Genomic DNA, 17,875 nt, shown 5'->3' on the forward strand with positions numbered 1-17,875 from the left:
GCGACGCTGCCTCAGGGCAGCTCGCCGGCGCAGGACGACACGTGGTGCAGCGACTCGCCGACCGCGGGAGCGAGCTCGACGAACACGTCCGTGGGCGGCCGCCGCTGCGCGGGCACCCGGACGGTGACGCCCGGCGAGTAGCCGATCGTGCTCATCACCACATCGGCCGACTGGTCGGCGATCTGGTCGGCGGGGACGAACCATTCGATGCCGTCGACCTCCTGGCAGGTGGACAGCGCGTCGAACTCGGCCGGGACCGGGGTCCCGCACTCGACCACCACGGCCGGGTCGCCCCAGGCCCGCGCAGTGGCGCCCTCGGGGGTGGTCTCGCGGGGCTCCAGGCCGACCAGGCGCTCGGGCAGCGCGTCGAGGAACTCGGCGCAGGTCGTGGCGTCGGCGCGGCTGAGGTCGGGAGAGGCCACCTCGACCGCGTCCTGGCCGCAGGCGGCCAGGGCCAGGCAGAGCCCGAGCAGAGCGGGGACGACGACGCCCCGGGTCCGTAGGGACTCGGGGCGTCGAATCGGAGCCAACACGCTCAGATGTGGACGACCGGACAGGTGAGGGTCCGGGTGATGCCGTCGAGGGTCTGCACCTTCGCGACCACGAGCTTGCCCAGCTCGTCGACGTTGCGGGCCTCGGCGCGCACGATGACGTCGTAGGGGCCGGTGACGTCCTCAGCCAGCGTGACGCCCTTGACCTGGGCGATCGCGGCAGCGACCTCGGCCGCCTTGCCGACGTCGGTCTGGATCAGGATGTAGGCCTGCACGACCATCGAGGGCTCCTCAGAGGGGGGTTGCGGAGATGTGACGGCCTCAACCTACCGCGACGTAGCCGCGTGTCGGTACCCGCCCGGAATCGGCTCAGCGGGGGTGGTCTGATGAGATGGTCCGCATGGTTCCTCCCACACATCTCGATCCCGGCGCGACCCTCGCGGACGTGGGTGAGTTCGGTCTGATCGCAGCCTTCGCGGAGATCTTCGAGCAAGGCGAGCACGTCCTGGTGGGGCCCGGCGACGACGCCGCCGTGCTGCGGGTGCGCACCGGGCACGTCGTGGTGTCCACCGACCTGATGGTCGAGAACCGGCACTTCCGCCGCGACTGGTCCTCGGCGACGGACGTGGGGCACCGCGCCGCCGCGCAGAACCTCTCCGACCTCAACGCCATGGGCGGGCGGGCCACCTCGCTGACGGTCGCGGTCGCGGCCCCGCCCGACCTGCCCGCCGCCTGGCTGCTGGACTTCGCGCGCGGGTTCGCCGAGGAGGCGGCGCTGGTGGGCGCCAGCGTCGTCGGCGGGGACCTGGCCCGCGGGGACGCCATCGTCATCGCGGTCACCGTGCTCGGGGCCTGCACCCAGGCGCCGGTGCTCCGCTCGGGCGCTGAGCCCGGCGACGTGGTGGCGATGTGCGGACGCCAGGGCTGGGCCGGTGCCGGGCTGGCGGTCCTGGGTCGGGGGTTCCGCTCGCCGCGGGTGCTCGTCGAGGCCTATCGCCGCCCCGAGCCGCCGTACGACGCGGGCAGGATCGCCGCCGAGGCGGGCGCCACCGCGATGATCGACATCTCCGACGGCCTGGTGGCCGACGCCGGCCACATCGCGCGCCACTCCGGCGTCGCCATCGACATCGACTCCTCCGCCTTCGAGATCGCCGAGCCGCTGCAGGCGGTGGGCGCCGCCCTGGGTGCCGACCCGCTGCAGTTCGTGCTCGGTGGCGGGGACGACCACGCGCTGCTGGCGACGTTCGCCGATGCCGGCGCGGTCCCGTCCGGGTGGCTGGTGGTCGGCTCGGTGAGCGAGGGGGAGGGTGTCACCGTCGACACCGAGCCCTACGCCGGGGCACCCGGCTGGACGCACTTCTGAGCAGCGCCCCAACGCAAGAACCCCCCGGGCCGAGGCCCGGGGGGTTCTGACGACACTCGATCTCAGGTCAGCTGTGCACCTTGCCGGCCTTCAGGCAGCCGGTGCAGACGTTGAGACGCTTCGGCGCACCGTTGACGGTGCCCCGGACGCGCTGGATGTTGGGGTTGAAGCGACGCTTCGTAATCTTGCGCGACCACGGACGGTTGTTACCGAAGCCCGGCTTCTTGTCGCAGATGTCACAGACGGCAGCCACCGTGAACTCCTGGAGATTGAGGTTGGAACGAGGATGGGTACCCGTGGACCATGGACGGTCGCGGGCAACCGAATCAGACTATCGGATGCCCGCAGCACAGGCGAATCGGCAGCGGCTCAGGCAGCCGGGCCGCCCACCAGGTCCGGGCGAGCCATTACATTGTGGCACTGATCGCCAAGGGTGGACGTGCCCGGGCACCGCGACTAATCACGAGGTGGACGCATGCAGACCCCGCCAGGTGACAAGGTCGACGTCGCCACCGTCCTGCGCTTCGTCGACGTCGCGACCGACGCGCTCTCCGCGGCGCGTGAGGAGATCGACGCGCTCAACGTCTACCCGGTACCGGACGGCGACACCGGCACGAACATGTTCCTCACCATGTCGGCGGCTCGTGACGCGCTGCGCGAGATCGCCACGGCCGACTCGAGCAGCGAGGAGCTCGGCAGCGCCCTGTCGGCCTTCGCCCGCGGTGCCCTGCTGGGGGCGCGCGGCAACTCGGGGGTGATCCTCAGCCAGATGCTCGGCGCGATCGCGCACCGGATCGCGGCGGCCGCGCCGGGGGAGCGCAACGCCATGGTGATGGCCGAGGCGATGTGCCAGGCCACCGACGCCAGCTACGCGGCGGTGGGCGAGCCGGTGGAAGGCACCATGCTGACGGTCTCGCGCGCGGCCTCCGACGCCGCGCGGCTGCGTGCCGAGGATCCCGCGGCCCGCGCTCGCGACGTCTTCGAGGCCGCCGCGCTGGCCGCCCGGGTGGCGCTGACCCGCACCCCCGAGCAGTTGCAGGTGCTCGCCGACGCCGGCGTGGTGGACGCCGGCGGTCGCGGGCTGAGCGTCGTGCTGGACTCCGCCGAGACGGTGCTCACCGGCCGGCGACCGGTGTCCGCGGAGGCCGCGCTGGGGCGTCACCACATCCCCGTCCCGCTGGTGACCCCCTCCGGCGATCTGACCGAGGACGGCCCGGCCTACGAGGTGATGTATCTCCTCGATGCCGACGACGCGGCGGTGGCCAAGCTGCGGGCCACCCTCTCGGGGCTCGGCGACTCCCTGGTGGTGGTCGGCGGTGAGGGCCTGTGGAACGTGCACGTGCACGTCGACGACGTGGGCGCGGCGATCGAGGCGGGCATCGAGGTGGGGCGCCCCTACCGGGTGCGGGTCACCCACTTCGCCGAGCAGGTCGCCGGCGCCCGCGCGAAGCTGCGCCGGCGGACCGGTCGCAAGGTCGTCACGGTCGCCGCCGGGCCGGGCCTGGAGCAGGTGTTCGCCAGCGCCGGGGCCGTGGTGGTCAGTGGCGGGCCCGGCCGCCGGCCGTCCTCGGGCATGCTGCTCGAGGCGATCACCGGCTGCCGTGCCGCCGAGGTCGTGGTGCTGCCCAACGACCACGACTCGCTGCGGGTGGCGGAGATCGCGGCACGCACCGCCGAGGAGTCCGGCGACCTGCGCGTCGCGGTCGTGCCGACCCAGGCGCAGGTGCAGGGACTGGCCGCCCTGGCCGTGCACGAGCCGGGCCGCAGCTTCGAGCAGGACGTCCTGGAGATGACGGCCACCGCCCGGCACGCGCGGCACGGGGCCGTCACCATCGCCGCGCGCCAGGCGATGACCACGGCCGGCCCGTGCGAGCCCGGCGACGTCCTCGGGGTCATCGCCGGCGACTTCGTGCTGGTCGGCCCCGACCTCCTCGAGGTGGCCGTCGAGGTGATCGACCGGCTGCTCGGCGGCGGCGGGGAGCTGGTCACGCTGGTCTCCGGCAAGGACGACACCGACGGCCTGGCGGCCGGCTGCGCGCAGTACGTCGAGCGCCGGCACCCGACCGTCGACGTGCTGGTCTACGACGGCGGCCAGGAGCGCTACCCGCTGCTGGTGTCGGTCGAGTAGCGAGAGGAGCACCCGATGATCACCCTCGACTCCCCGGTGGCCACCGTGCTGGGCGACCGCGGCACCAAGCACAAGAAGATCACCGAGGGCCTCGGCCTGCGCACCGTCGGCGACCTGCTGCACCATTTCCCCCGCCGCTACCTCAAGACCGGCGAGCTCACCGAGGTGGGCACGCTCGAGCCCGGCCAGGCGCTCACCATCGTCGGTGAGATCAGCCGCAGCCAGGTGCGCACCTACACCGACCGGCGCACGGGCCGCACGGCGTACCGGCTGGAGACGGTGCTGCGCACCAACGGGCCGTCGCTGGTGATGACGTTCTTCGCCAAGTCCCAGCACGTCGCCGACTGGCATGCGCGGCGCCTGCCGGTGGGACGTCAAGGCATCTTCACCGGCCAGGCCAGCACCTTCCGGGACTCCTGGCAGCTGACGAACCCCCAGATGCTGCTCTTCGGCGAGGACGCCGACGACGACGAGACCGCCAGGATCGTCCTGGAGAACCTGCGCGGGCTGTACCCGATCTACCCCGTGACCAAGGGGGTGGACTCCTGGGACCTGCAGCGGGCGGTGAGCTTCGCCCGGACGGTGCTCGACGAGGTGCCCGACGTGCTGCCCGAGGCCCTGCGGGGCCGCTACGACGTGGTGGACGCCCGCACCGCACTGGACTGGGTCCACGCCCCGGACGACTACGCGCAGGTCGGCGCCGCGCACCGGCGCTTCCGCTTCGAGGAGGCGCTGGTCACCCAGCTCGTCCTGGCCCGGCGCCGGGCGCTGCTGCGCGCCCAGGGCGCCCGGGCGCGCACCGGGGGACAGGGCCGGCTGCTGGAGTGCTTCGACGCCCGGCTGCCCTTCGCGCTCACCGGAGGTCAGCGGGAGATCGGCGCGCAGCTCGAGGAGGACCTGGCCCAGCCGCATCCGATGAACCGGCTGCTGCAGGGCGAGGTGGGCTCGGGCAAGACCCTGGTCGCGCTGCGGGCGATGCTGCGGGTCGTGGACTCCGGGGGGCAGGCGGCGCTGCTCGCGCCGACGGAGGTGCTGGCCCAGCAGCACCACCGCTCGATCACCGCGCTGCTCGGTGACCTCGCAGGCGGCGGGATGCTCGGCGGAGCCGAGGACGCGACCTCGGTGGCGCTGCTGACCGGGTCGATGGCGCGCGCCCAGCGCAAGGAGGCGCTGCTGCGCATCGCCTCCGGTGAGGCCGGCATCGTGATCGGCACGCACGCGCTGCTCGAGGAGCACGTCTCGTTCGCGGACCTGGGGCTGGTGGTCGTCGACGAGCAGCACCGCTTCGGCGTCGAGCAGCGCGCCGCGCTCACCGACAAGGCCGGCACGCCGCCGCACGTGCTGGTGATGACCGCGACCCCGATCCCGCGCACCGTCGCGATGACCGTGTTCGGCGACCTCGAGACCTCGACGCTGAGCGAGCTGCCCGCCGGCCGGGCCCCCATCCAGACCAACGTCGTGGCGATCGCCGAGCAGCCGCACTGGCTCGAGCGTGCCTGGCAGCGGGTCCGCGAGGAGGTCGCCGCCGGGCACCAGGCCTACGTCGTGTGCCCGCGGATCAGCGGCGACGAGCTCGAGCAGGGGGAGCGCGACGCACCGGAGCTGGACGCGCAGGGGGAGCCGTCGCCCACCACCCGTCCCGGGGCGCTGGCAGCCGTGGAGGAGGTGGTGACCTCGCTGCGCGAGGGGCCGCTGACCGGGCTGCGGGTGGAGCGCCTGCACGGCCGGATGGCCCCCGACGACAAGGAGCGGGTGATGCGCTCCTTCGCGGCCGGGGACATCGACGTGCTGGTCTCGACCACGGTGATCGAGGTCGGCGTCGACGTCGCCAACGCGACGGTGATGGTGCTGCTCGACGCCGAGCGCTTCGGGGTCTCCCAGCTGCACCAGCTGCGCGGCCGGATCGGCCGTGGCGGCCATCCGGGGCTGTGCCTGCTGGTGAGTCACGCGGAGCCCGGCAGCCCGGCCCGGGAGCGGCTCGACGCGGTCGCGGCCACCACCGACGGGTTCGAGCTCAGCCGGGTCGACCTCGAGCAGCGACGCGAGGGCGACGTGCTCGGCGCGTCGCAGTCGGGTTTCCGCTCCTCCCTGCAGAATCTGCGGGTGCTGCGTGACGAGAAGACGATCCTGGCCGCCCGCGAGGCGGCCGGCGAGCTGATGGCCGAGGACCCCGGACTGGGCGCCGCCCCGGGGCTCGCCCGCGCCGTGCGCGACCTCGAGCTCTCCCAGCAGTCCGAGTTCCTGGAGAAGTCGTGACCCGGATCATCGGCGGCAGCGCCGGCGGGCGCCGGCTCAGCACCCCGCGGGGGAGCAGCACCCGACCCACCAGCGACCGGGTGCGCGAGGCGCTCTTCTCGGCGCTGGAGCACGAGCTCGGCTCGCTGAGCGGGCTGCGCTTCCTCGACCTGTACGCCGGATCGGGCGCGGTCGGGCTCGAGGCCTGGTCGCGTGGCGCCGGAGTGGTCACGCTGGTCGAGCAGGACCGCCGTACGGCGATGCTGATCGCCACCAACGCCCGCACGCTCGGCTTCCCCCGTGCCGACGTGGTGACCGGCTCCGTCGCCGCGACCCTGGCCCGCCCGCCCAGTGCCCCCTACGACGTGGTGTTCTCCGACCCGCCCTACCCGCTGCCCGACGAGCAGGTCGCCGCCGACCTGCGCGCGCTGGTGGACAACGGCTGGCTGGTGCCGGGAGCCCTGGTCGTCGTGGAGCGCTCGGCGCGCAGGTCGCTGGTGGCGTGGCCCCCGGAGATCGTGGGGAGCCGGGAGAAGCGCTACGGCGAGACCGTGCTTTGGTACGGTCACGCGGGCTCGCCCCCGAGCTCCGAGCCGGCCCAGGGCCCGGAGCACTCTCACCATCCCAGCGAGGAGTAGCCAGTGCGCCGTGCCGTCTGCCCAGGGTCCTTCGATCCGGTCACCAACGGACACCTCGACATCGTCTCGCGCGCCAGCGGCCTCTTCGACGAGGTGGTGGTGGCGGTCGGGGTGAACGCGTCCAAGAACCGGCTCTTCTCGCCCGAGGAGCGCATCGAGATGCTCACCGAGGCGTGCGCCGGCTTCGCCAACGTGCGCGTCGACGGCTTCACCGGGCTGCTGACCGACTTCTGCCTCGAGCACGACATCCACGCCATCGTGAAGGGCCTGCGGGCGGTCAGCGACTTCGACTACGAGCTGCAGATGGCCCAGATGAACTCCAGCCTGACCGGTGTGGAGACGGTGTTCGTGCCCACCAGCCCGGCGTACTCCTTCCTGGCCTCCAGCCTGGTCAAGGAGGTCGCGACGTTCGGCGGCGACGTGTCCGGGCTGATCCCGGCGTTCGTCAACGAGCGCCTCACCCGGCGCCTCGCCGAGCGGGCGCAGGCGAGTGGGTGACCCCGGTTTTGCAGGCGGGCCGCCACGGCGGCTACGATTCCACCCGATCTGTCGTGCCACGTCACTGGAAGTGAAACTCTGAGCAGCCTGGACCCGAGAGCGCCGCTCGTGCTCGATACACGCGAGCTCGGCCGCCGCCCGGGGTCCCAACGCGAAGTGTTTCGTTCGGTGCCGGCACCGGCAGATCTCGGCATCGAGGTCCTGCGTGTCCCCGAAGGTTCGCCGGTCGAGTTCGACCTGCGGATCGAGGCGGTCATGGAGGGCGTCCTGGTCACCGGCACCGCCACGGCGGCGCTGGTCGGCGAGTGCGCACGGTGCCTGGAGCCCATCGAGGACGAGATGTCCGCGAGGTTCCAGGAGCTGTTCGTCTACGACGACCACGGCCAGGACATCGATGACGAGGACGGCGTCAGCCGGCTCGAGGACGACCTGCTCGACCTCGAGCCGCTACTGAGGGACGCGGTGGTGCTCGCACTGCCGTTCCAGCCGCTGTGTGAGGAGGACTGTCCCGGGTTGTGCGTCGAGTGTGGCGCCCGCCTGGCAGACGATCCCGATCACACGCACGAGGCTGCGATCGACCCGAGGTGGAGCGGGCTGCTGCAGCTCAAGCAAGGCGAAGACTGAACCAGCCGGACACTTCACCGGCTGGACGCAAGTGGCCGGAAGACCGGCCAAGGTAGAGGAGAGAACAGTGGCTGTCCCGAAGCGGAAGATGTCGCGCAGCAACACGCGTCACCGTCGCTCGCAGTGGAAGGCCGTCGCGCCGTCCCTCGTGACCTGCGCCAACCCCGCGTGCGCTGCGAAGCACCTTCCGCACCGTGCGTGCGGCGAGTGCGGGCAGTACGGCGCCAAGACCGACCGTCGCCAGGTCCTCTGAGCGCGGTCCCGGTCCCCTGACCAACTACATCGAGCTTCGCGAGGCGCTCGGGGATCCGAAGTTGGACCCCGAGCTCCTCGAGCGCGCTCTCACGCACCGGTCCTACGCCTACGAGAACGGTGGGCTGCCGACCAACGAGCGGCTCGAGTTCCTCGGTGACTCCGTCCTCGGCGTCATCGTGACCGAAGCCCTCTACACCACCCATCCCGACCTCTCCGAGGGTCGGCTGGCCAAGCTGCGCGCCGCGGTCGTCAACGCCCGGGCGCTGGCCGAGGTGGCGCGCACGATCGGTCTGGGCGCCCACATCAAGCTCGGTCGCGGCGAGGAGACGACCGGCGGCCGCGACAAGGCCTCGATCCTCTCCGACACCGTCGAGGCGGTGATCGGCGCGGTCCACCTCAGCGGCGGGGGCTTCGAGTCCTCTGGCGAGGTGGTCCACCGGCTGTTCGACCCGCTGATGACGGCCGCCGCCGCGCTGGGCGCCGGACTGGACTGGAAGACCTCCCTGCAGGAGCTCGCCGCCGAGCACTCCCTCGGCGTGCCCGAGTACGTCATCGAGGACGACGGTCCCGACCACATGAAGACGTTCACCGCCCAGGTCCGGGTGGGGGACGGGCTCTACGGTCACGGCGTGGGTCGCTCCAAGAAGGAGGCCGAGCAGGCCGCCGCGGAGACGGCGTACGGCGAGATCGCCGGGACGGCCATCAAGAACGCCGCCGACCAGGCCGGCGGCAGCGACCGGGCCTGAGTCGTGCCTGAGCTGCCCGAGGTCGAGGTCGTGCGCGCCGGCCTCGCGCGGCACGTGGTCGGGGCCCGGATCACGCACGTGGACGTGCTGCACACGCGTCCGGTGCGCCGCGACCCCGCAGGGCCGGCCGGCTTCGCGCTGGCCCTGACCGGGCGCCGGGTCGAGGCCGCGCGCCGGCGCGGCAAGTACCTCTGGCTCCCGCTCGACGACGGTGACGCCCTGCTCGCCCACCTCGGCATGAGCGGGCAGCTGCTGGTGCAGCCCGACGGCGCGCCCGACGAGCGGCACCTGCGGGTGCGTCTGCGCCTCGAGGGCGCGCCGGGGGCTCCCGGGGCCGCGGCCCGCGAGCTGCGGTTCGTGGACCAGCGGATGTTCGGCGGCCTGCTGGTCTCGCCCGGCGGGGCCGAGCTGCCCACCCAGATCGCCCACATCGCCCGCGACCCGCTCGACGCGGACTTCGACGACGACGAGTTCGTGCGCCGGGTGCGCCGGCGCACCTCGGGCATCAAGCGCCTCCTGCTCGACCAGACCCTGGTCTCGGGGGTGGGCAACATCTACGCCGACGAGGCGCTGTGGCGGGCCCGGCTGCACGGAGAGCGCCCCGGCGACCGGCTGCGCGTCGCCCAGGTCCGTGAGCTCCTGGCGCACGCGCGCCAGGTGATGAGCGACGCGCTGGCTCAGGGAGGCACCTCCTTCGACGCGCTCTACGTCAACGTGAACGGGGAGTCGGGCTACTTCGACCGCTCGCTGGACGCCTACGGTCGCGAGGCGCTGCCCTGCCGGCGCTGCGCGACGCCGATCCGCCGGGTCGCGTTCATGAACCGCTCGTCGTACTTCTGCCCCACCTGTCAGCCGGCGCCGCGGGCACGGCGCACCGGCCCCGGCGTGGCCGGCGCACGGGCCCTCTGACCTGCGCCTTCAGGGGTCCTACGTCGGATTGACCGGGGCTGGAACCGGTGAGATTCTTGAAGACGGTCCCTGCGGACCGCCCATCCAGGACCGGCCCCACCGGTGTGGGGCCTGGTCTCGCGCTCATCGACTCCGAAAGGCTCATCCATGGCCAAGGCGCTGATCGGTCACCTGCCCAGCGACCTCCCGGCACACCTCGTCGCCGAGAACCACCGGCTCCGCACCCGCGTCGGCGAGCTCGAGGCCCTGGTGCTTCGTCTCTCGACGGAGAACGACCGGCTCACCGAGGCCGAGGCGGCCTCCCTGCTCCAGCTCGACACGGACGCCGCGGCGCTCCAGCCCGCCTGACGGCGCGCCGGCACGGCCCCCGCGGCGTACGGCCGCGCGTCCCTGCGCGGCGGCGCCGGGCGGGTAGCCTGCTGGTCACCGACCCGGGGAGGAGTGCGCGTTGTACCTCAAGAGCCTGACGCTCAAGGGATTCAAGTCCTTCGCCTCCTCCACCACCCTGCAGCTGGAGCCGGGCATCACCTGCATCGTCGGGCCCAACGGGTCGGGCAAGTCCAACGTCGTCGACGCGCTCGCCTGGGTGATGGGGGAGCAGGGCGCCAAGTCCCTGCGCGGCGGCAAGATGGAGGACGTCATCTTCGCCGGCACCTCCGGGCGCCCGCCGTTGGGTCGCGCCGAGGTCCAGCTGACCATCGACAACTCCGACGGCGCGCTGCCGATCGAGTACGCCGAGGTGACGATCAGCCGGACGATGTTCCGCAACGGCGGCTCGGAGTACGCCATCAACGGCAGCTCGTGTCGCCTCCTCGACGTCCAGGAGCTGCTCTCCGACTCCGGGATCGGCCGGGAGATGCACGTCATCGTCGGCCAGGGACAGCTCGACTCGATCCTGCGCGCGACCCCCGAGGAGCGACGCGGCTTCATCGAGGAGGCGGCCGGGGTCCTGAAGCACCGCAAGCGCAAAGAGAAGGCGCTGCGCAAGCTCGACTCCACCGAGGGGAACCTGAACCGCCTCGGTGACCTGCTCAGCGAGATCCGTCGCCAGCTCAAGCCGTTGGGGCGCCAGGCCGAGGTCGCGCGCCGCGCGGCGGCCGTCCAGGCCGACGTACGCGACGCGCGGGCCCGCCTGCTGGCCGACGACCTCGTCACCGCCCGCACGGCGCTGGAGCAGGAGATGGCCGACGAGTCGGTGCTGCTGCAGCGCCGCGCGCAGGTGGAGGCCGCCATCGGTGCGACCCGGGAGTCCGAGGCGGCGCTGGAGGCGGCCCTGCGCGAGGACCTCCCCGCGCTGTCGCGGGCCCAGGAGACGTGGTTCGCGCTGTCGGGGCTGCGCGAGCGGCTGCGCGGCACCCAGTCGCTGGCCGCCGAGCGGGCCCGCAACGCCTCCTCGGCGATGGCCGAGCCGACCTCCTCCGGGGGCCGCGACCCCGACCAGCTGGAGGCCGAGGCCGGACGGGTCCGCGAGCAGGAGGAGCAGATCGCGGCCGAGGTCGAGCGACTGCGCGCCGCGATGGACGAGGCCGTCACCGCCCGCAAGGCCGCCGAGGACGCCGCCGCCGAGGAGGAGCGGCGCATCGCCGGCCTGCAGCGCGCGGCCGCCGACCGACGCGAGGGGCTGGCCCGGCTGAACGGGCAGGTCAACGCGCTGCGCTCACGCGCCGCGGCCGCCGCCGACGAGGTCGGTCGGCTCGGCCGCGCCCGCGAGGAGGCGCTGGCCCGGGCCGAGCGCGCGCAGCGCGACTTCACCGCCCTGGAGACCAAGGTGGCCGGGCTGGACGCGGGGGAGGAGGGGCTGGACGCCGAGCACGAGGCGTCGCTGCTCGCCCTCGACGACGTCGAGCAACGGCTGGTGAAGGTCCGCGAGGAGGCCCAGCAGGCCGACCGCGACCGTTCGGCCCTGGCCGCCCGCAAGGACGCCCTGGAGATGGGGCTCAACCGCAAGGACGGGGCCGGGGCGCTGCTGGCCGCCGCCGAGCCGGTGGCCGGGCTGCTGGGCTCGGTGGCGGCGCTGGTCTCGGTGCGCGCCGGGTTCGAGGCGGCCGTCGCCGGGGCGCTGGGCGCCGCGGCCGACGCGGTGGCGATGACCGACGTCGACGCCGCCACCCGGGCGATCGAGCACCTCACCGGCGCCGACCTCGGACGCGCCGGCATGCTGCTGGGCGACGGCCCGGCGGACGAGGGTGGCTGGCCGTCGCTGCCGGGGCACGCGACGTACGCGGTCGAGGTGGTGCAGTGCCCTGAGACGCTGCGCGCCGGCCTGACCCGGCTGCTGCACAAGGTGGCCGTGGTCGAGGACCTGCCTGCCGCCCGGGCGCTGGTCGCCGACCTGCCCGACGTCTGCGCCGTCACCCGGGCCGGTGACGTGCTGGGGGCGCACTTCGCCTCCGGTGGATCGTCGGCGCAGCCGAGCCTGATCGAGGTGCAGGCCGCGGTCGACGAGGCCACCGATCAGCTGGCCCGCGCGGTCGCCGACTCCGAGCGCCTCGCGTTCGAGACGTCGCGGCTCGAGGCCGAGCGTCACGAGCTTCAGCAGCGCGCCGACGCCACCCTCGCCCGTCTGCACGAGTCCGACGCGACGCTGGCCGCGGTCGCCGAGGAGCTCGGGCAGTACGGCTCGCAGTCCCGCGCCGCGAAGGGGGAGGCCGAGCGTCTGGCGAAGGCGATCATCGCCGCGCAGGAGGCCCACGAGCGGGACCTGGCCGGTCTCGCCGAGCTCGAGCAGCGCCTGGCGAGCGCGGAGCAGGCCCCCGACGAGGAGCCCGACACCAGCGCGCGCGAGCAGCTCGCCGAGGCGGCCCGGGCGGCTCGCCAGGCCGAGACGGACTCACGCCTGGCGCTGCGCACCGCCGAGGAGCGCTCCCGGGCCATCCACGGCCGCGCCGACGCCCTGCTGCGCTCGGCGCGCAACGAGCGCGAGGCCCGCGCCCGCGCCGCCGAGCGGCGCCAGCAGCTGCTGCGCGAGGGGCGCGCGGCCGAGGCGGTGGGGGCCGCCGCGGCCAGGGTGCTGGAGAGGCTGGAGAGCTCGGTGACGGCCGCCGCCGAGGTCCGCGCCGACGTCGAGCAGGCCCGTCAGGGCCGCGAGCAGGAGCTGCTCTCGGTGCGCGCGACGCTGCGCGACCTCCAGCGCGAGCACGACGAGCTGGTCAGCTCGGTGCACCGCGACGAGCTGGCCCGCGCCCAGCAGCGGATGCGCATCGAGCAGCTCGAGGAGCGGGCCCTCGACGAGCTGGGCCTGGGCGTCGAGGCGCTGGTCACCGAGTACGGCCCCGACCAGCTGGTGCCCTCGACGCAGGCCCCCGACGAGGACGGCGTCGTGCCCGACCCGGTCCCGTTCGTGCGCGAGGAGCAGACCAAGCGGCTGCGCTCGGCCGAGCGCGCGCTCGCCATGCTCGGCAAGGTCAATCCCCTGGCGCTGGAGGAGTTCTCGGCGATGGAGGAGCGTCACCAGTTCCTCTCCGAGCAGCTCGAGGACCTCAAGCGGACCCGCAAGGACCTGCTGGACATCGTCCGCGAGGTCGACAACCGGGTCGAGCAGGTCTTCACCGAGGCCTGGGAGGACGTCCGGGTCGCCTTCGACCACGTGTTCCGGCGACTCTTCCCCGGCGGTGAGGGCCGGCTGCTGCTCACCGACCCCGGCGACATGCTGACCACCGGCATCGAGGTCGAGGCCCGCCCCCCGGGCAAGAAGGTCAAGCGGCTCTCGCTGCTCTCCGGCGGCGAGCGGTCCCTGGTGGCGGTGGCGTTCCTGGTCGCCCTGTTCAAGGCCCGCCCCTCGCCGTTCTACATCCTCGACGAGGTCGAGGCCGCTCTCGACGACACCAACCTGGGTCGTCTGCTCGAGATCTACGAGGAGCTGCGGGAGAATTCCCAGCTGCTCGTGATCACCCACCAGAAACGGACCATGGAGGTCGGGGACGCCTTGTACGGAGTGACGATGCGAGGGGACGGCGTCTCGGCCGTCATCAGCCAGCGGCTGCGCGAGACGGAGCCGGCGTGAGCGCCGCGACGACCGGCGCCGAGCCCCGGGCGGCCCGCCCGACGCGAGCCGACTACGTCGCGTGGCGCCGGGTGACCACGCGCTGGCGCGACGACGACGCCTACGGCCACCTGAACAACGCGACGTACTACGAGCTGTTCGACACGGCCGTCAACGCCCACCTCTTCGAGGCGACCGGCACCAACGTGCGCGAGCTGCCGCAGATCGGCGTCGTCGCGGAGACCTCGTGCCGCTACTTCCGCGAGATCGGCTTCCCCGACCCCATCGACACCGGGCTGGTCGTCGACAAGGTCGGCCGGTCCTCGATCGTGTACCGGATCGGTCTCTTCCAGGGCGACAGCGACGAGGCCGCGGCCGAGGGCCGCTTCGTCCACGTCTACGTCGACAACACCCACGGCAAGGGCCGTCGTCCGACCGCGCCGTTGCCCGACGCGATCCGCGCGGCGGTGGAGCCGCTGCTGCGCCGCTGAGTGGGAAGGGTCACGTCGCGTGTGGCGCGCGGCGAGTCCTTCACCGGGTGTGCGAGCCTTTACCTACGGCCGCACTCGGCCGGTGAAGCGAACCCCTCGGGAGTGATCCACCGTTGTTCTCCATCGTCGCGACGATGCTCGTGATCCTGCTCATCGCCGGGGTGGTGGTGGTCTACGTGACCTACCCGCACCGTGGCCAGGACGTGCCCGCCGCTCCCTGGCTGGGTCGCCTGCTGCGCAAGGGTGCGGACTCCGTGCCCGTCCTGGACGAGTCCCGCTTCTGATCAGGCGCGGCCGCTGAGGGGGCCGCGGGGGCAGGGTCGGGCACGCTGCCAGGTCTGGTTGGATGGGCGCCATGGACTTCCTGGGTGACTGGCTCCTCCTGATCATCGGCATCGCCGTCGTCGCCGTGCTGGCGGTGGCCGGGCTGCTCAGCAGCGGCGGGCGGCGTTCGCAGCTGCCGCCGGGCGCGGGCACCGACGTCCTCACGCCCCCGGCGGAGGCCGAGGTCGAGGAGCGCGAGGCCGCACCTCCGGTGACGGCCGAGCCGCCGGCAGAGGCCCCCGTGGCTCCGGCGGCGCCCACCCTGGAGCGCCCCGAGGGCACGGCCTCGCGCCTGGTCCGGCTGCGCCAGCGGCTCTCCCGCTCGCAGGGGACGCTGGGGCGCGGGCTGCTCGCGCTGCTCTCGCGCGACCGCCTCGACGAGGACACCTGGGAGGACATCGAGGACACCCTGCTGACCGCCGACATCGGCGTCGCCCCGACCCAGCAGCTGGTCGAGGCGCTGCGCACCCGGGTGCGCGTGGAGGGCTCCAGCGCGGCCGAGGTCCGCGAGGTGCTGCGCGAGGAGCTGCTCGCGCTGGTCGACCCCACCCTGGACCGCCGCCTGCAGGTCACCGGCGCCGACGGCAGCCCCGGCGTCGTCCTGGTCGTCGGCGTCAACGGCGCCGGCAAGACCACGACCGTCGGCAAGATCGCGCGCATCCTGGTGGCCGAGGACCGTCAGGTGGTCCTCGGGGCCGCCGACACCTTCCGCGCCGCGGCCGTCGAGCAGCTGGCCACCTGGGGTGAGCGGGTCGGGGTGCCGGTGGTGCGCGGCCCCGAGGGCAGCGACCCGGCCAGCGTCGCGTTCGAGGCGGTCCGGGCCGGGGCCGAGCAGGGGGCCGACACGGTCCTGGTCGACACCGCGGGCCGGCTGCAGAACAAGGCCGGGCTGATGGACGAGCTCGGCAAGGTCAAGCGCGTCATCGAGAAGCAGGCCCCGGTCACCGAGGTGCTGCTGGTCCTGGACGCGACCACCGGGCAGAACGGGATGATCCAGGCCCGCGTGTTCAGCGAGGTCGTCGACGTGACCGGCATCGTGCTCACCAAGCTCGACGGCTCGGCCAAGGGCGGCATCGTGGTCGCGGTCCAGCGCGAGCTCGGCGTGCCGGTCAAGCTCGTCGGCCTGGGCGAGGGCGCCGACGACCTGGCGCCGTTCGACGCCGAGGCGTTCGTCGACGCCCTGCTGGGCTGACCCCGCGGGGCAGGCACGTCCGTGGAGCCTGGGCAGAGCGCGTGTAACGCGTCAGAAACAAAGGCGGGAATGTCGTTTCCGGAGCGCAACATGTCGTAGCGCAGGTCGAAACCTCCCCGCCGGAGGGTTGTCGTCAATGGGGCGGGACCCCCGGCGGACAGTGCAGTCGAGAGCCGAGTTCCGTCTGTCGCACTGCAACCCCTGGAGGTTCGATGGAGTACGGCTTGCACGCCTGGACGCTGATGGCAGCGTCCCTGGTCCTGCTGATGACAACGCCGGCGCTGGCGCTCTTCTACGGCGGCATGAGCCGCACGAAGTCCGTGCTGAACATGATGATGATGTCCTTCTCGGCCATCGGGGTTGTGGGCATCGTCTACGTGCTGTGGGGCTACTCGATGTCCTACGGCAACAAGGACATCGCGATGCTCTTCAACAACCCCTTCGAGCGCTTCGGCCTCGACGGGGTCTCGGGTCAGGAGTACCTGACGGTCGGATTCCAGATGACGTTCGCGGTCATCACCGCGGCCCTGATCAGCGGCGCGATCGCGGACCGGGTGAAGTTCTCCGCCTGGCTGGTGTTCCTGCCGATCTGGGTGACGCTGTCCTACTTCCCGCTCGCGCACATGGTGTGGGGCTCGGGCTTCCTCTCCGGTGAGAGCGGCGGCCTGGCCGACCTGATCTTCTCCGGTGACGGCGGCGCCGAGGTGGCGCCCATCGACTACGCCGGCGGCACGGTCGTGCACATCAACGCCGGCATCGCCGGCCTGGTCCTGGCGATCGTGATCGGCAAGCGCCTCGGCTTCGGCAGGGAGCCGATGAAGCCGCACAACCTGACGCTGACGATGATCGGCGCCGGCCTGCTGTGGTTCGGCTGGTTCGGATTCAACGTCGCCTCCTGGATCCCCAACTCCGGCCTCGATGACGACGCCAACGCGGCGTACTGGATCGCCGAGACCAGCCTGGTGTGGCTGAATACCACCGTGGCCACCTGCGCGGCCATCATGGCCTGGCTGCTGGTGGAGAAGATCCGCGACGGCAAGGCAACCTCGCTCGGCGCCGCCTCCGGTGTGGTGGCCGGCCTGGTCGCCATCACCCCCGCCTGCGGTGCGCTCTCCCCGGTCGGCGCGATCATCCTCGGTGCGGTGGCCGGTGCGCTGTGCGCCCTGGCGGTCGGCCTCAAGCACGTCCTCGGCTACGACGACGCCCTCGACGTGGTCGGCGTGCACCTGGTCGGTGGTCTGGTCGGCACCATCGGCATCGGCTTCCTGGCCAAGGACGACCTCGGCCTGCTCTACGGTGGCGGCGTCAAGCTCCTCGTCGTCCAGGTCGCGGTCGCGGTGTTCGCGATGATCTGGTCCGGGATCGCGACGCTCCTCATCGCCCTCGCCATCAAGGCGGCCATGGGCTGGCGGATCAGTGAGGAGGACGAGGTCGAGGGCATCGACTTCGCCGAGCACGGCGAGTCCGCCTACGACTTCGCCACCGGCGGCGGCGCCCGCCGTACGCCCTCGGTGCTGGACAAGCAGACCACCTCGGTCTCGGAAGGAGCCAACGCATGAAGCTGGTCACCGCGGTCATCAAGCCGCACAAGTGGGAAGAGGTCCGCGAGGCCCTGGAGACCTTCGGCGTCACCGGCATGACCGTCAGCGAGGTCAGCGGCTACGGACGCCAGAAGGGGCACACGGAGGTCTACCGCGGCGCTGAGTACGACATCGCCCTGGTGCCCAAGATCCGCATCGAGATCGCCGTGGACGACAACGACGCCGACGACATCGTCGGGATCATCGTCAAGACCGCCCAGACGGGTCGGATCGGCGACGGCAAGGTGTGGGTGAGCCCGATCGAGACCGTGGTCCGGGTCCGCACCGGAGACCGGGACGAAGCGGCGATCTGAGAGCCGTGGCACTTCACCCCGACTCATCCGAGCCCGGGAGCGCTCTCCGGCCCCGGCTGTCACCGACAGCCGGGGCCGGCCCGCGTCCCGGTCCCTGTGGAAAGG

19 protein-coding genes are annotated in these 17,875 nt (G+C 72.7%); 16 read left to right on the forward strand and 3 right to left on the reverse strand.

Translation table 11 applies throughout. From position 1 onward, the window contains the following. Positions 1-11: 11 nt before the first annotated feature. Both AC6EI4_RS13160 and AC6EI4_RS13165 read right to left on the reverse strand, forming a co-directional pair. Positions 12-533 carry a DUF3515 domain-containing protein gene (locus tag AC6EI4_RS13160; protein ID WP_498451733.1) on the reverse strand — a complete coding sequence of 174 codons (522 nt, stop codon included), beginning with the start codon at positions 531-533 and terminating at the stop codon, positions 12-14. Between the two features lie 2 nt (positions 534-535). Continuing rightward, positions 536-772: an Lrp/AsnC ligand binding domain-containing protein gene (locus AC6EI4_RS13165; protein WP_344735486.1), complete on the reverse strand. Its 237-nt coding sequence runs from the start codon at positions 770-772 to the stop codon at positions 536-538. Positions 773-891: 119 nt separating this feature from the next. Between AC6EI4_RS13165 and AC6EI4_RS13170 the strand changes: the two genes are divergently transcribed. Further along, positions 892-1,854 carry a thiamine-phosphate kinase gene (locus tag AC6EI4_RS13170; RefSeq protein ID WP_498451734.1) on the forward strand — a complete coding sequence of 321 codons (963 nt, stop codon included), beginning with the start codon at positions 892-894 and terminating at the stop codon, positions 1,852-1,854. 67 nt (positions 1,855-1,921) lie between these two features. Here AC6EI4_RS13170 and rpmB read toward each other — a convergent pair whose 3' ends face one another. After that, positions 1,922-2,107, reverse strand: coding sequence for a 50S ribosomal protein L28 (rpmB, locus tag AC6EI4_RS13175; RefSeq protein WP_498422058.1), 186 nt, complete (start codon positions 2,105-2,107; stop codon positions 1,922-1,924). A gap of 222 nt (positions 2,108-2,329) precedes the next feature. On the opposite strand from rpmB, the gene AC6EI4_RS13180 reads away from it, so the two are divergent. The 15 genes from AC6EI4_RS13180 to AC6EI4_RS13250 all read left to right on the forward strand — a co-directional run bounded on the left by AC6EI4_RS13180 (position 2,330) and on the right by AC6EI4_RS13250 (position 17,770). Next, a complete protein-coding gene (locus AC6EI4_RS13180) occupies positions 2,330-3,982 on the forward strand; it encodes a DAK2 domain-containing protein (RefSeq protein WP_498422056.1) in 1,653 nt (550 codons plus the stop codon). Positions 3,983-3,997: 15 nt separating this feature from the next. Continuing rightward, positions 3,998-6,238 (forward strand): ATP-dependent DNA helicase RecG, encoded by a 2,241-nt coding sequence (locus tag AC6EI4_RS13185; RefSeq protein WP_498451735.1) that lies wholly within the window; start codon positions 3,998-4,000, stop codon positions 6,236-6,238. Further along, on the forward strand, positions 6,235-6,855 hold the full coding sequence (rsmD, locus tag AC6EI4_RS13190; protein WP_498422052.1) for a 16S rRNA (guanine(966)-N(2))-methyltransferase RsmD: 621 nt from the start codon (positions 6,235-6,237) through the stop codon (positions 6,853-6,855). The genes AC6EI4_RS13185 and rsmD overlap by 4 nt, the downstream gene beginning before the upstream one ends. Before the next feature lie 3 nt (positions 6,856-6,858). Next, the gene (coaD, locus tag AC6EI4_RS13195) at positions 6,859-7,353 is read left to right on the forward strand and encodes a pantetheine-phosphate adenylyltransferase (RefSeq protein ID WP_498422050.1); all 495 of its coding nucleotides are present in this window, start codon (positions 6,859-6,861) and stop codon (positions 7,351-7,353) included. A gap of 78 nt (positions 7,354-7,431) precedes the next feature. Then, positions 7,432-7,977: a YceD family protein gene (locus tag AC6EI4_RS13200; protein WP_498451764.1), complete on the forward strand. Its 546-nt coding sequence runs from the start codon at positions 7,432-7,434 to the stop codon at positions 7,975-7,977. Positions 7,978-8,044: 67 nt separating this feature from the next. Further along, positions 8,045-8,230 (forward strand): 50S ribosomal protein L32, encoded by a 186-nt coding sequence (rpmF, locus tag AC6EI4_RS13205; RefSeq protein ID WP_460797976.1) that lies wholly within the window; start codon positions 8,045-8,047, stop codon positions 8,228-8,230. A 61-nt stretch (positions 8,231-8,291) separates the two neighbouring features. Further along, positions 8,292-8,978: a ribonuclease III gene (rnc, locus tag AC6EI4_RS13210; RefSeq protein WP_498422049.1), complete on the forward strand. Its 687-nt coding sequence runs from the start codon at positions 8,292-8,294 to the stop codon at positions 8,976-8,978. A 3-nt stretch (positions 8,979-8,981) separates the two neighbouring features. Next, positions 8,982-9,887 carry a bifunctional DNA-formamidopyrimidine glycosylase/DNA-(apurinic or apyrimidinic site) lyase gene (gene mutM, locus AC6EI4_RS13215; protein WP_498422047.1) on the forward strand — a complete coding sequence of 302 codons (906 nt, stop codon included), beginning with the start codon at positions 8,982-8,984 and terminating at the stop codon, positions 9,885-9,887. A 147-nt stretch (positions 9,888-10,034) separates the two neighbouring features. Beyond that, the gene (locus AC6EI4_RS13220) at positions 10,035-10,235 is read left to right on the forward strand and encodes a hypothetical protein (protein WP_498422046.1); all 201 of its coding nucleotides are present in this window, start codon (positions 10,035-10,037) and stop codon (positions 10,233-10,235) included. Positions 10,236-10,335: 100 nt separating this feature from the next. Next, positions 10,336-13,890, forward strand: a complete 3,555-nt coding sequence (gene smc, locus AC6EI4_RS13225; protein WP_498451736.1) for a chromosome segregation protein SMC — start codon at positions 10,336-10,338, stop codon at positions 13,888-13,890. Continuing rightward, positions 13,887-14,360 (forward strand): acyl-CoA thioesterase, encoded by a 474-nt coding sequence (locus tag AC6EI4_RS13230; protein ID WP_498422042.1) that lies wholly within the window; start codon positions 13,887-13,889, stop codon positions 14,358-14,360. The genes smc and AC6EI4_RS13230 overlap by 4 nt, the downstream gene beginning before the upstream one ends. Before the next feature lie 113 nt (positions 14,361-14,473). Next, complete coding sequence (locus AC6EI4_RS13235; RefSeq protein WP_498422039.1) at positions 14,474-14,644, forward strand: hypothetical protein; 171 nt, start codon at positions 14,474-14,476, stop codon at positions 14,642-14,644. A 71-nt stretch (positions 14,645-14,715) separates the two neighbouring features. After that, positions 14,716-15,876 carry a signal recognition particle-docking protein FtsY gene (gene ftsY / locus AC6EI4_RS13240; RefSeq protein WP_498451737.1) on the forward strand — a complete coding sequence of 387 codons (1,161 nt, stop codon included), beginning with the start codon at positions 14,716-14,718 and terminating at the stop codon, positions 15,874-15,876. 212 nt (positions 15,877-16,088) lie between these two features. After that, positions 16,089-17,435: an ammonium transporter gene (locus AC6EI4_RS13245; RefSeq protein WP_498422035.1), complete on the forward strand. Its 1,347-nt coding sequence runs from the start codon at positions 16,089-16,091 to the stop codon at positions 17,433-17,435. Continuing rightward, the gene (locus AC6EI4_RS13250) at positions 17,432-17,770 is read left to right on the forward strand and encodes a P-II family nitrogen regulator (protein WP_498422033.1); all 339 of its coding nucleotides are present in this window, start codon (positions 17,432-17,434) and stop codon (positions 17,768-17,770) included. The genes AC6EI4_RS13245 and AC6EI4_RS13250 overlap by 4 nt, the downstream gene beginning before the upstream one ends. Positions 17,771-17,875 lie beyond the last annotated feature (105 nt).

The sequence above is a fragment of the Nocardioides sp. Z43_10 genome (genome assembly GCF_059766615.1).

Bases quoted from the DNA above. Each gene is read 5' to 3' on its own strand.
- AC6EI4_RS13165 (WP_344735486.1), bottom strand. From the start codon at position 772: ATGGTCGTGCAGGCCTACATCCTGATCCAGACCGACGTCGGCAAGGCG.
- AC6EI4_RS13170 (WP_498451734.1), top strand. From the start codon at position 892: ATGGTTCCTCCCACACATCTCGATCCCGGCGCGACCCTCGCGGACGTG.
- AC6EI4_RS13180 (WP_498422056.1), top strand. From the start codon at position 2,330: ATGCAGACCCCGCCAGGTGACAAGGTCGACGTCGCCACCGTCCTGCGC.
- AC6EI4_RS13185 (WP_498451735.1), top strand. From the start codon at position 3,998: ATGATCACCCTCGACTCCCCGGTGGCCACCGTGCTGGGCGACCGCGGC.
- AC6EI4_RS13220 (WP_498422046.1), top strand. From the start codon at position 10,035: ATGGCCAAGGCGCTGATCGGTCACCTGCCCAGCGACCTCCCGGCACAC.
- ftsY (WP_498451737.1), top strand. From the start codon at position 14,716: ATGGACTTCCTGGGTGACTGGCTCCTCCTGATCATCGGCATCGCCGTC.
- AC6EI4_RS13245 (WP_498422035.1), top strand. From the start codon at position 16,089: ATGGAGTACGGCTTGCACGCCTGGACGCTGATGGCAGCGTCCCTGGTC.
- AC6EI4_RS13250 (WP_498422033.1), top strand. From the start codon at position 17,432: ATGAAGCTGGTCACCGCGGTCATCAAGCCGCACAAGTGGGAAGAGGTC.